The sequence below is a fragment of the Zooshikella harenae genome, from assembly GCF_018837975.1.
In the GTDB taxonomy this organism is placed as follows: Bacteria; Pseudomonadota; Gammaproteobacteria; order Pseudomonadales; family Zooshikellaceae; genus Zooshikella; species Zooshikella harenae.
The window spans coordinates 1-12854 of record NZ_JAGSOY010000057.1 but is presented as its reverse complement, the minus strand read 5'-3'; the positions used below and the strand labels follow the sequence as shown (position 1 = coordinate 12854).

Here is a 12854-nt window from a genome sequence, read left to right as displayed (position 1 = left end):
ATGAGTAGACTACAAACAACAAGTTTAATAGACCATGATATGACAGACTGTTTGTTGAATAAAACTCACCAAACATGGGGTTATTTATGTGAATTTAATGATATTCCACCCAATTCTGGAATTTGTGTATCCTATCAAAATCAGCAAATTGCCCTATTTAACGTGAATACAATAAAAAAAGTTTATGCAGTATCAAATTATGATCCTATAGGTAAAGCTAATGTTATTTCGCGAGGGATAATTGGTACTATTAATGAACAATTGGTCGTTGCATCACCATTGTTTAAACAACATTTTAATTTAAAAACAGGAATATGTATAGAAAATCCAAAAGTTTGTTTAAATATATATGCTATTAGAGTCTATAGTAATGCTGTATGGATAAAAAAATATCCATGATAAATTTTACGTTAATTATTTTTTATATTATACCCTTCACGAATTTTTTTATTTTTATGTGCACTATCCTTGGTAATAGGTAGCACAATAACAAAAATATCCGTATATCCTGTGTTCTTATAATATACGCTTCCAAATGGTTATAAGTTGAGTGCTAGGGATGCTATGATTATTTATTGCTGATAGAGTCAAGGTACAAATATGTCTTCTTTAGACCGTTTTCAACTATTTTCTTTTTCAGGTAAAATGAAAATATTGCACCTAAGCTGGGTGGCTTTTTTTATCACATTTTTTGTTTGGTTTAATCATGCGCCTCTATTAATGGCCATTGCTGAGAGTCTGGAAATATCAGCTGCAGAAATTAAAACATTACTCATTATTAATGTTGCACTCACAATTCCCGCGAGAATAGTTGTCGGTATGTTGACTGATCGCTATGGTCCACGCTTAGTATATGCCTATTTATTGGTATTTTGTTCGTTGCCTTGCTTTCTTTTTGCTATTGCAGACAATTTTATGCAAGCAGCTATAGCGCGGTTTTTAATAGGCTTTATTGGTGCTGGTTTTGTCATTGGTATACGGTTGATTAGTGAATGGTTTCCGTATAATGAGCTAGGGACAGCGGAAGGTATTTATGGTGGTTGGGGTAACTTTGGCTCTGCTGCTGCCGCTTTCACATTGCCTACACTTGCATTACTATTGGGTGGTGATGATGGTTGGCGTTATGCTGTAGGGTTAACTGGCGTATTCAGTTTGGGGTTTGGTATTATATTTTATCGTCAGGTTACAGATACCCCTAAAGGTTCGACCTATTTTAAACCAAAACATCTAGGTTCAATAGAAGTAACCAGCAAAGGTGATTTGTTTTTACTGATGTTGATGAAAGTTCCATTATATGCTGCATTAGCACTGCTGGTTTGGAAGCTTTCACCAGAAGCGGCTAAAATTTTATCAGTTGAGCTAAGTATTTGCTTGTATGTTGGTCTTGTTATTCTTTGCTTTCTCGATTGCCGTAAAGCATGGAAAGTCAATAAAACCATTTTTTCTCAGCCCATATCTCCATTGCATCAATATAAATTCAAGCAAGTTGCTATTTTAAATATACTTTATTTTGCAACGTTTGGTTCTGAATTGGCAGTAATTTCCATGTTACCGCTCTTTTTTGCTGAAACCTTTCAATTAAGTCCAGTAATCGCGGGAATGCTCGCATCAGCTTATGCTTTTATGAATTTAATGTCTCGGCCTGGTGGTGGCTGGTTAAGTGATCGGTTTGGACGAAAGCCTGTACTATTAATGCTGACAGCGGGTCTGGTGGTAGGTTATTTTCTAATGGCTATGGTTAATAGTCATTGGCCTCTATGGTTAGCGGTTGTTGCTGCAATGACTTGCTCGTTTTTTGTTCAGTCGGGGGAAGGGGCTGTTTTTGCAGTAGTTCCTTTAATTAAACGAAGGCTAACAGGTCAAATTGCAGGTATGACAGGTGCTTATGGCAATATTGGTGCTGTAACCTATTTAACTGTTTTATCCTTTGTCGATTATGCAACATTTTTTATGGTAATCTCTGGTACAGCTCTTGTAGGATTTATTATTTTACTATGGATGGATGAGCCTACAGGTCAAATAACAGAAATACATGAGGATGGCTCTGTGGAGTTCATTAACGTTGCTTGAACAAAGTACACCGTTGGTTGTTAATGTTGGTGGTTTTAGCTGTGCTGGAAATAAAGCTCAAAATGAGGATGCTTTTGCAGCGTTAACCCCAGTCAAAAATGAACGACATTATAAAGGAATTGTAGGTTGTATAGCCGATGGTGTCAGTTGTAGTGATAAAGCACAGCTGGCAAGCCAATTGGCCGTGACTCAGTTTATAGAAGATTATTATTGTACGCCTGATAGCTGGCCAGTAAAAACAGCTGCAGTTAAAGTGCTGTCAGCATTAAACTATTGGTTATATCAGCACAGTCAACAGCAACCCGTTAAAGGCAGTTTTTTAACCACGTTTACTGCTGTTGTCATTAAATCAACAACGGCTTATTTATTTCATATAGGCGATTCCCGTTTATACCTCATTCGTCAACAAAGTATAGAGCAGTTGACTAATGACCATTGTTTATCTCAAGGTAAGCAGCGTTATCTTAGTAAAGCAATGGGAGCTGCATTGCATATAGAGGTAGATTATCAACAGGTTGAGGTTAAACAAGGGGATATATTTGTACTCACCACAGATGGCGTACATGATGTAATAAGTGATCAGCTGTTAATGCAATGTTTCAATAAAATTGAAAATAACTTAGAAATACAAGCAAAGAATATTGTGCAATTAGCGTTAGCGCAGGGAAGTGGTGACAACGTAAGTTGTTTATTATTACAGGTTGATCAGCTTCCGATTATAGATTTTAATGAAACGCAATATAGACTGCAGCAGCAAGTCATTCCCCCCATAATGAAGCCAGGTATGAAAATTGACTGTTATGAGATTCAAGAAGTAATTCATAGTAGTTCTCGCAGTCATTTATACTTAGTTAAATCACTTAAAGATAATAAAAAGTGTATTTTAAAAGCCCCATCGCCTAATTTTTCTGAAGATGGGCATTATCTTGAACATTTTGCTTGTGAACAGTGGCTTGCCCAACGGATAAACCATCCAAACTTAATAAAAGGCTTACCTCACCCTGAAAGCAGTCATTTTCAATACATATTATATGAATATGTAGAAGGACAAACATTGCGACAGTGGATGTACGATAATCCAAAACCTTCACTTGAGCAAGTTAGAACGTTAGCCAATCAGCTTATTAAGCCTTTACGAGCCTTACAGCGATTATGTATGGTTCACAGGGATTTAAAACCAGATAATATTATGTTTGACAAAAATGGAGTAATAAAAATAATTGACTTAGGGGCGATGGGCGTAAAAGGACTAGCAGAAGTAAACAACCAAAAGTTTATGAATGCTGAACAATTTCCATTGGGCTCTACTGATTATATTGCACCAGAGTATTTGTTAGAGTGCCAATATAGCCATCTGACAGATTTATTTTCATTCGCGACAATCATTTATGAAATACTAGCAGGTGAGTTACCATATAATGTGGTTAAATCTCCTTACCATAGGCCAAAAAGTTACCAGTCTTGGCATTATAATTCCATAAGAGAGAAAAGACCTGATATTCCTCTTTGGTTTGATTTAGTGTTAAAAAAAGCCTTATCTCCTTATCCAAATAAACGTTATCAATCTTTTTCTGCATTTTATTTTGACTTGTGTACACCAAATCAGTCACTTATATCACAATACCAAGATCAACCGTTAATAGAGCGTCACCCTGTTCTATTTTGGCAAGCATTATCGGCTATTTTGTTTATTCTGTTAGTGGTGCAGGTTGTGAATTAATAACATTCTTCACCTTTTTAGAGTAGCCACTGGTTTAAGTAAAACCCTCCGAATAGTAGCAATACAAATAAAATTGAAGCAAGAAGAATAGGTTTGATGCCTATAGATTTAATGGCGTTATAATTAGTTTGGAAACCTAAAGCAGCCATAGCAATACTTAATAGAAGCTGACTGGAAAAGGTGCATGTGTTAGTTATTATTGTTGGTAATTCTGCATAAGAATTAATCCCGGCAGCTAAAATAAACCAAAAAACAAACCATGGAATAGTTATTGTTGTTGAAGTAGCATGAGTTGATTTATTGATTCGACTTAATAGTGTACTTAAAATTAAAATAAAAGGTGCTAGCAACATAACACGAATAAGTTTAACGACGACCGCAGTCTGCATAGTGTCAGCACTAATCGATTGACCAGCCGCTACCGCTTGAGCAACTTCATGTACCGTACTGCCAATATAAATACCAAATGTTTGCTCATTAAAACTAACATATTGATAAATTATTGGATAACTCATCATCGCCAGTGTACCAAAAAGAATGACAGTAGCTATTGCGGTGGTGACATGTTGTTGTCTGGCTTTGAGCGTTGCTTCTGTGGCTAAAATAGCTGCAGCACCACAAATTGCACTACCAACCGAAGTAAGAATTGCAACATCTCTGGGCAGTTTTAGTATCCGAATACCGATAAACGCACCAATGCCAAAGATAGTGATAATGATTATTATGTCTAAAAATATGGCTTGCCAGCCAACAGCGATGATTTGTTGAATACTCAAGCTAAATCCAAACAGTACAATGCCTAGCTTTAATAATTTTTTTTGGCAGAAAGATAAAAACGGTGCAGCTTTGGAGGATGAGTCATGTGAGCATAGGTGGCCCAGCAGAATCCCAAGAAAGATTGCCAGCGGTAAAGGACTTAAGCCTAATGCACTGATTTGCGGGATACGGGCTAACAATATCGCGCTAATGGCGATCAAGGGTAATAGTATAATCGTCTGCACTTTCTGCACCTCTGGAATAGAGGTGAACAGTGTATTAGTTTATCAAGCATAAGAATAATGGATGTTTTTTATATAATATATAAGTAAAATCGATGATATGTAATGTAGAGTGTGTGATGTACGAATAAGTGTCTGGTGGTGTGATAATGAGTATTTCTCTTAGACAGCTTCGTTTATTTGAAGCCATTGCCCGTTTAGGCCGTTTGACTGCTGCCGCTAATGAACAAGCCATTAGTCAGTCTGCGGCGAGCCAAGCATTAAAAGAACTTGAGTTAGCACTAGGCTACTCTTTGTTCAGTCGAGTTGGTCGTGAGTTAGTGATTACAGATTCTGGTATTAATGCTTTAGCAAATGTACGAGAAATCTCAGCGCTTATCGAAAAGTTAAAAACTGTAAATCAAAAAGAAATGGCAGGCACACTAAGAGTGGTCGCAAGTGAAACTATTGCATCATATTTATTGCCAAAATTATTTGCATCATTTATTGCTATTTATAATGAGGTGACGTTAGATCTTAAAATTGCAAATACACATGACGTCATTGATATGGTAGACAAGGGGCAAATTCATATAGGATTAATTGAAGGTCCGGTTATTCATCCTCGATTGACTGTACAGCCTTGGCGTGAAGATAATCTAGAAGTATTTTGTCATCCTCAGCACCCTCTAGCACAACAGGGCAAGCTATCGTTAAAAGAAATACAGCAGCAACAGTGGATTTTAAGAGAACCTGGGTCAGGTACAAGAGCCATTTTTGAAGCTGCAATAGGGCGAGTTGGCGCCAAGGTAAAGCTAGGATTAGAGCTGGCAAGGCACGAAGCGATTAAACAATCAGTAAAAGCTGGTTTAGGTATAGGGTGTTTATCAAGGTTGGTGATTGCTGATGATATCCAAGCAAAGCAACTGACGGTATTAAAAACACCTCTAGAGTTATCTAGACGTTTTTCTTTAGTGACCCATGCAGCAAGTCACTTAAATCCACCCGCCAGCGCTTTTATACAGTATCTGTTAATGACGAAAGTATAATTTACTTGTTAGTAGATACACTTTACGCATGGATAACTAGGACACAATGGGTTTGTTGTCGGCGTTCTTCACCCTAGCCACTGCTTCAATTTCAATCAACGTGCTGGGAGAGGCCAGTGACGCAATACCTATTCCTGTCAGTGCTGGACGGGATGTCCCCAGGTACTGAGTGATTATAGGCACAATGTTGCCCATAATGTTCACTGTGTTCGCCCCGAATGTACACACGTAGTTGCAGAATATTATCGACTGATGTGTTAGCTGCAGATAATACAATGCTTAGATTTTTCAATGCATTTTCAGCTTGTGCTTCGATTGTTCTATTTTTTAACTCATAGTCAGTATCCCAGTCCACCTGTCCTGAAACAAACACTAGACCACTCAGAGTATCAATGGTCGCTTGAGACAAACCAAAAGGGGAGCCATCATAAAGTGTATTAGGATTTATCCTTTGAATATTCATAGAAACCTTTCATATTAAGCCGTTAAGTTCTGTACTGTTTTTTAGCGTAAGTGATACAGATACTACTTGGCTATCAGGAGGAACTTGTAACTGATACAAGCAGTTTTATATTTTTCCAGAGAACAGGTGACTAACTTCATCAAGTAGCCATGTCATAAATGGGTCGCCTTTGGCGTTAGGGTGGGCTGCCTATTCCAGGCGATGTAATAATAAAGTCGCATTCAACAAGTTGATTAACAGGTGAAAAATCATCAAAAATGATGTCTCTATTGGCAGAAACACAACAGTATTTTTCAGTGAATAATGTTTGAGAAATAAGACCTGTAGGTACATACTCTTCTGAAGTAAATGCCAGATCAATTTCACCTTAATGCATTTTTTTTGTTAAATTCACACTTTCAATATTTATGGCGATGATTTTTACGTTGGGTGCTGATGTTCTTAGTTTCTTGACCAGCGTTTTTTCTATTTTACTGGGTATAATCGAACCAGGAAGTGGAATATTATTAAGATGAGTGAGTACCTTATAAATATGTAGTTCAATTAATTTAGCATAAGGTGTAGGCGTTACTCCATGCCCCGTTCTAACGAATAGCCGATCATTCAGGATTACTCTAATTTTTTTAAGTTGAAAGCTGATAGCCTGCTGAGAAACGTTGAGGTATTCTGCTGCAGAAGATATATTTCCGAATTTATACAAAGCATCAAGCGTTTTTAAGTGGCGTATTTCAAGCTGTTCGATCATGCTTTTCTCATAGGGTGTTGATGAATTTTTGCTTTGTAGACTACCTAACTAACCTGTACTTTTTTTGAACAAATTGCCTCAAGTGGTCATGAAAGGCTGAAACTTAGTGTCGGATGTTAACAAACGTGTCAACTGGAAATACAGTCTATACTACAATACGCTTATGGTACTTCGTGAAAACCACAACGGATAGAGTATAAAATAAAATGGTGGATATTATTGAATCAGGGATGTTGTTGCTTGCACTGCTGAATCCATTTCTACTAATTGTCTATCTAGTAGGTCCAATGAAAAAATTAGATCAGACACAGTTCAGGCAAGTATTGATAAGAGCAGGAATCATAGCAGGAATAGTCTTTTGTTGTTTTGCTGTATTAGGTGATGTCATATTTTCAACAATTATTCATGCAGAATTTGCATCTTTTCAGATGTTCGGCGGACTCGTTTTTATAATCATAGGGTTACAATTCGTTTTTAAAGGACCGACTGCAATTGAAATCCTTCAAGGAGAAGCTGCTCATATTTCTGGTGCGATTGCAATGCCTGTTCTTATTGGGCCTGGTACGATCAGTGCCAGTGTTATTATTGGTAAACGGCATGACCCCTTTCTGGCATGCGTAATCGTACTTGTTGCGGTCTTTGCATCTGTGGCTATTGTCGTATTGCTTAAAACACTCCACGATTATGTGCAAGTACGTCGAGAAACATTAATTGAGCGTTATATTGAAATAGTTGGGCGGATTACGGCTTTGTATGTAGGTACAGTTGCAGTTGAAATGGTTATGAATGGTATAAGAGCATGGATTGATAAGTATTAAGTTGTATTCGCTCTATTTCGTCAGTTCATGACTAATGCTATAGCGTCTTTGTTTATTTTCTTGATACGATTAGAGGTGCCCTATAGGCAATATTTCGGTCGTGTATAAGGATCAACATGAAGCAAGCGCTTATTCATGTGGCATTAGTTGTCAAAGAGTACGATGAAGCCATAGATTTTTATGTAAACAAGTTAAAATTTGAGCTAATAGAAGACACATATCAACCTGAACAAGACAAACGTTGGGTTGTTGTTTCTCCTCCAGGGTCACAAGGCATGACATTGCTATTAGCTAAGGCTTCGAAACCAGAACAATTTAAGTGTATTGGTAACCAGGCTGGAGGGCGTGTTTTTTTATTTTTAAGTACAGATAATTTTTGGCGTGATTATGAAAATATGGTCAAAGAAGGTATCAACTTTATTCGAGAGCCAATACAGCAAGATTATGGAACAGTCGCCGTATTTGAGGATCTTTACGGAAACTTGTGGGATTTATTAGAGCTTAGCCCAAATCACTCTATGGCAACAAGAGCCGTATAGTGAAAATAGGATTTAATCATGATCTAGTCACCAGGCATGAGAAGATTGGCTATAATCAACATTTTTTAATGTGCTACCTTGTGTCTATATTGAGCTGAGCTGTGAAATGGTTAAAGGGTAGCAGTACAAAATAAAAGGGTATGACATGGATAAAAACAACCAATTTATCTTGGTACTAGAAGATCAGCTTAAGCAAGCAATGCTTAACTCTGATGTACACATTCTTGACCAACTTCTTGCTGATGACCTTATTTTTACCAATCACCTTGGACAGGTGATGTCTAAACACGATGACTTAAAAGCACATAAGTCTGGACATATTAAAATCAAAGCAATAAGTCAATCTGAACAATTAATAAAACTACACCATGGTATTGCTGTTGTCTCAGTTTTATCACATATTCAAGGAGATATTGCTGGTGAACAATCTGATATAATGCTGCGTTTTACTCGTGTTTGGCAAAAAAGAGAGGATGATCAATGGCAGGTTATTGCTGCGAATTCGTGCACAGTGGATGAAACATAAGCTTTCTAGAGTGTTCTCAAGTTTAATCCGCGGGTAGTTTACAGTGAAAAGAAAAGAATTAAAAGTTGGAAATATACCTGCCATTTTATGGGGTGAAGTATCAGAAAAACTATTTATAGCCGTACATGGGGATAAGTCGAATAAAGCAGATAATGCAATTGTTATATTTGCAGAAGAGGCCGTTGAAGCAGGTTATCAGGTGCTAAGTTTTGATTTGCCAGAGCATGGTGATCGTATAAATGAATCTTATCTTTGCAAAGTACAAAACTGTATCCAAGACCTTAATAGCATTATGCGTTACGCTCAGCTTAGGTCTGGGAATATAAGCTTATTTTCATGTAGTATAGGCGCATATTTTAGTCTTTTGGCATATAATCATTACGCATTGAAACAAAGTTTATTCCTTTCTCCTATTATTGATATGGAGTGTATCATTGACAATATGATGAAGTGGTTTGGCATTACTGAAGGTAGACTACAATCTGAACAAGAAATCTCTACACCTATTGGACATACGCTTTATTGGGATTACTACTGTTATGTAAAAGAACATCCAATTATCAATTGGAATATCCCGACAGCGATTTTATATGGTTCTGCTGATGAGTTGTGTGAACTTTATACTATATTTTCATTTTCTAACCGCTTTAATTGTAATTTGACGGTTTTAAAAGATGGAAAGCATTTTTTTCATACTGAAGAGCAGTTAATATTTTTTAGGCGGTGGGTAAAAGAGATATTAAAAAAGTAGCTCGATAAGTATTAAGGCTGTTTCCCTAAAAGTATGATGGGAAATAAGTTGTATTGTAAGTATCTAATGTTATACCCATAATTAGTCAAGTATTAAAAGTTAGTATGATGTAGTATATAGAATTACTTTGAAGTTTATTGCTAGTTAAATAAAGAACACCGACATAGCCAAATGGCAGGCAAAGGATAAAATGAATACGTTGAATTATCGAGAAGCGCTTATAGAAAAAATTGAAACACCAATACAACAAGGTCGGGTTGCTGCTAACTCGGTTATGACGTCATACATATCTGCTGGTGCAGGTTTTCCTGTAGTATTATTACATGGTGCTGGGGCTGGAGCTGTTACTTGGTATCCATCAATCAGTGCCATTGCAGAAAAATTCCACGTGATTGCTCCTGATATAGTGGGTTATGGTGAGTCAGACAAACCCAGTGGGGCATATGATCGACCATACTTTTCTGCGTGGCTTAAAGGATTTTTGTCAGCATTAAAAATAACTAAGGCACATATTGTGGGATTATCGCAAGGTGGAGCTATAGCACTCCAGTTTGCATTGGATTATCCAGATCTTGTTGATAAGCTGGTTTTAGTTGATGCAGGTGCGCTTGGGGCTAAACCTTCATTTATGCCCTTTCTAGGAATGCTTTGGATGAATAGTGCACCGTCTCGTTTAGCAAATAGTTTCTTTTCACGTTATCTATTATTCAAGCCTGAAAAAAGAGATCCAAATCATGGCTATTACTCTATTGAGGTATTAAAGCAGAAAGGGGGAAAAAACGCTTTTACACAAGGTCGGGGTTCCGCTGTGTCTGCAATACCTGAGGAATCACTTCAGCAAATTAAGAGTGAAACGCTAATAATTTGGGGAGAAAATGATCAGTTATTTTCAGTCGAATATGGTGAAACAGCGGCTAGGATTATACCAAATGCAACATTTTATCGAATTCAAGAAGCAGGACATTTATCTTTGATGGATCAACCTGAAATTTTTAATAAAGCACTTCTTGATTTTTTAAATGATCAAAGTAAGGATAATGAGTTTGTCGGGTAAGAATAGTGTGGGGAAATGTATAGTGCTACATATTTGATAAAGTGATGGCCTTTGAAGGCTTCATTAGGTTGTACAGAGAATACAAAATGATTATAGGTTACCTCTAAAAAAGTATTTTTTTCTTGCCATTATAAAAAAACTATTTTTAGAGGAATCCTATAGTGTCAGTTGAAGTGATAAAGGTTATCTTAAAGAATACAAATGTATGATATACAATAATAAATATAGCTCTATGAATTACTGATTGTCCTTAATCTATTTGCAAGTCTTTCTGCATTATCTTTAAGTTGCTCAGATTTTAGTTTGGCTAATTCATCAATATAACGAACTAATTTTTGATGTTTTTCTCCTAGGTTATAACTTTCCTTATATTGACTCCAGCGTTCAGGATGAAACACAGCTAATGCAAGTCCTAACTCTACCTTGTCACCTACCAATGACTTTTTTAAATCTGTTGATAAAGTATCCTGATAAGTCCTATTATTGAGTACTTCAATTACTAGTTCCGACGCCAATTCTTGTTGTGAAGAGTTATATTTACCAACAAGGATAGTTGTTAAATACAATACTGCATCTAAACGCTCTCGTTCACGGACAAGGTCAAGTTCATTATGTTTAATAGTCCGAAATAGTATTTCTCGACTGGTATTTAAGAGCGCATAGTCATTCATTAAAACTTGCAACCTCACTCTTTCTTCTTCACTGACTAAAGGTTTATTCATCAACTCTATAAATGGTTGAAATTGTGTCGATGGTTTTCTCCAAGGTTTTACTTCTTTTTGAGGTGGCTCTTTATTATCTGCAGCTGATTTTTGAACAGGGACTTCAATTTTGTGGTCTTTAGAAGCACTTACTTTTAGTGTATGTTCTTCTTTATGCTTATTAATAATACTATTAACAGGTACAGCCGTTACTATTGAGTGTGATTGATTTGGTAACCAATAGCTAAAAATGACTGCCCCTATGCTTGCTGCAATCAATACTATAGCAAATGGTAGCTTCTTCATAAAAACCTCAGTAACAGAAAAGGCGAATAGATTTTATGAGTTTACTTAGTAAAATAAAACTGTGCTAAATAAAGTTGTCCATAAATTCTATTCGCAAATAATTTTAACAGCAATATCTATAATAATATCCAAAGCCTAATTTTTAGAAGACAACTAAACGACTAATCACTAAGAGCCAATATAATCGGTTATTGGATCGAGGTGTGATGATTAATGCTCTTTTAGGATAAAATAACCCAAAAATATAAGATACGTTAAGATATTATTTTTTGTAAACTACTAGAGTAAATCTTCGGGTAAGTTATCACGTAGCACTAAACGATTAACATGGTAAGCACCTGTGTTTTGGTAATACATTGAACCACTTAAAAAGCCTTGAGCTATAACGATTTGACCATTCAGACTTACACCATTTTCACCACTTGAATCAGGTCTGACATTATATACCTTGCCGAAAAATTCAGTACTTTTAATGGATACAATAGAATCAAAAGTACCATTTTGTGAAATAAGTGAATCACCAACTTTCAAATTCTCGGCATTTCTCATATGACCAGAAGAAACCAAAAGTGGATGGTTAGGCGTAACTTTAAGTTGACCACCATTTTGAGTTTTGATTACCAGAATTTCATGTAATACATCTCGAACAGATTCACTGTATGCATTAACTGGACGTGTTGTATATTGTAAATTATTTAAACTTGCTGCATCATCAAGTGTAACGATTTTTTTAACTTGACGGCTAAAGGCATCATAGATAGTAAGCTCACCTTCAGGGAATAATAATTTTTGATCAGGAGTATAACAAGATGATAAACAAGTGAGTATTTTGGTATGCTTATCACCAGCACCTCTACCACAGTTTGCAGATTTTGTGGTAGGTGCTTTAAACCAATGATCAAAGTTATTAGGCTCATAAAAACTTGGATAAAAGGGGCGTCCTCGACGATTACCATAATCATCATTAACATTAAAGTCCCAAGTTCGATGACTTATATATTTACATTTTTGTGCCCAATCATTTCGGCCAAATGCCGCACTTGGGCTTAAGCTATCATCTTCACAGCGCTTTTCAAATCTTATAGGGTCTGTGGCAAAAGTAGGAATAGAAACACCTACTAAAGTAATAGAAATA

14 protein-coding genes are annotated in these 12854 nt (G+C 36.3%); 9 read left to right on the top strand and 5 right to left on the bottom strand.

Going from position 1 to position 12854, the window contains the following annotated elements; genetic code table 11:
- The 3 genes from nirD to KCG35_RS18200 all read left to right on the top strand — a co-directional run bounded on the left by nirD (position 1) and on the right by KCG35_RS18200 (position 3790).
- Positions 1 to 399: a nitrite reductase small subunit NirD gene (gene nirD / locus KCG35_RS18210; protein ID WP_230409246.1), complete on the top strand. Its 399-nt coding sequence runs from the start codon at positions 1 to 3 to the stop codon at positions 397 to 399.
- A gap of 201 nt (positions 400 to 600) precedes the next feature.
- Complete coding sequence (locus tag KCG35_RS18205; RefSeq protein WP_215821228.1) at positions 601 to 2070, top strand: NarK family nitrate/nitrite MFS transporter; 1470 nt, start codon at positions 601 to 603, stop codon at positions 2068 to 2070.
- Positions 2039 to 3790, top strand: coding sequence for a bifunctional protein-serine/threonine kinase/phosphatase (locus KCG35_RS18200; RefSeq protein ID WP_215821227.1), 1752 nt, complete (start codon positions 2039 to 2041; stop codon positions 3788 to 3790). Before KCG35_RS18205 ends, KCG35_RS18200 begins: the two co-directional genes overlap by 32 nt.
- 17 nt (positions 3791 to 3807) lie before the next feature.
- Here KCG35_RS18200 and KCG35_RS18195 read toward each other — a convergent pair whose 3' ends face one another.
- Positions 3808 to 4791: a YeiH family protein gene (locus tag KCG35_RS18195; protein WP_215821226.1), complete on the bottom strand. Its 984-nt coding sequence runs from the start codon at positions 4789 to 4791 to the stop codon at positions 3808 to 3810.
- 146 nt (positions 4792 to 4937) lie between these two features.
- Here KCG35_RS18195 and KCG35_RS18190 point away from each other — a divergent pair, with 146 nt between their 5' ends.
- On the top strand, positions 4938 to 5816 hold the full coding sequence (locus tag KCG35_RS18190) for a LysR substrate-binding domain-containing protein (protein WP_215821225.1): 879 nt from the start codon (positions 4938 to 4940) through the stop codon (positions 5814 to 5816).
- Positions 5817 to 5907: 91 nt separating this feature from the next.
- On the opposite strand, the gene KCG35_RS18185 is transcribed toward KCG35_RS18190, so the two are convergent.
- Together KCG35_RS18185 and KCG35_RS18180 are read right to left on the bottom strand one after the other, a co-directional pair.
- Positions 5908 to 6279, bottom strand: a complete 372-nt coding sequence (locus KCG35_RS18185) for a RidA family protein (RefSeq protein ID WP_230409245.1) — start codon at positions 6277 to 6279, stop codon at positions 5908 to 5910.
- Between the two features lie 367 nt (positions 6280 to 6646).
- Positions 6647 to 7024 (bottom strand): helix-turn-helix domain-containing protein, encoded by a 378-nt coding sequence (locus KCG35_RS18180; protein WP_230409244.1) that lies wholly within the window; start codon positions 7022 to 7024, stop codon positions 6647 to 6649.
- Between the two features lie 206 nt (positions 7025 to 7230).
- Between KCG35_RS18180 and KCG35_RS18175 the strand changes: the two genes are divergently transcribed.
- The 5 genes from KCG35_RS18175 (at position 7231) to KCG35_RS18155 (ending at position 10712) form a co-directional block, all read left to right on the top strand.
- Positions 7231 to 7842: a MarC family protein gene (locus tag KCG35_RS18175; protein ID WP_215821224.1), complete on the top strand. Its 612-nt coding sequence runs from the start codon at positions 7231 to 7233 to the stop codon at positions 7840 to 7842.
- Between the two features lie 116 nt (positions 7843 to 7958).
- The gene (locus KCG35_RS18170; RefSeq protein ID WP_215821223.1) at positions 7959 to 8381 is read left to right on the top strand and encodes a VOC family protein; all 423 of its coding nucleotides are present in this window, start codon (positions 7959 to 7961) and stop codon (positions 8379 to 8381) included.
- A gap of 145 nt (positions 8382 to 8526) precedes the next feature.
- Positions 8527 to 8907 carry a nuclear transport factor 2 family protein gene (locus KCG35_RS18165; RefSeq protein WP_215821222.1) on the top strand — a complete coding sequence of 127 codons (381 nt, stop codon included), beginning with the start codon at positions 8527 to 8529 and terminating at the stop codon, positions 8905 to 8907.
- 43 nt (positions 8908 to 8950) lie between these two features.
- Positions 8951 to 9658, top strand: a complete 708-nt coding sequence (locus KCG35_RS18160; protein WP_215821221.1) for an alpha/beta hydrolase — start codon at positions 8951 to 8953, stop codon at positions 9656 to 9658.
- Positions 9659 to 9848: 190 nt separating this feature from the next.
- Positions 9849 to 10712 carry an alpha/beta fold hydrolase gene (locus tag KCG35_RS18155; RefSeq protein WP_215821220.1) on the top strand — a complete coding sequence of 288 codons (864 nt, stop codon included), beginning with the start codon at positions 9849 to 9851 and terminating at the stop codon, positions 10710 to 10712.
- A gap of 230 nt (positions 10713 to 10942) precedes the next feature.
- Here KCG35_RS18155 and KCG35_RS18150 read toward each other — a convergent pair whose 3' ends face one another.
- Positions 10943 to 11719: a hypothetical protein gene (locus KCG35_RS18150; protein WP_215821219.1), complete on the bottom strand. Its 777-nt coding sequence runs from the start codon at positions 11717 to 11719 to the stop codon at positions 10943 to 10945.
- A gap of 279 nt (positions 11720 to 11998) precedes the next feature.
- The coding region (locus KCG35_RS18145) for a Hint domain-containing protein (protein WP_215821218.1) at positions 11999 to 12854 on the bottom strand (856 nt) is incomplete at its 5' end.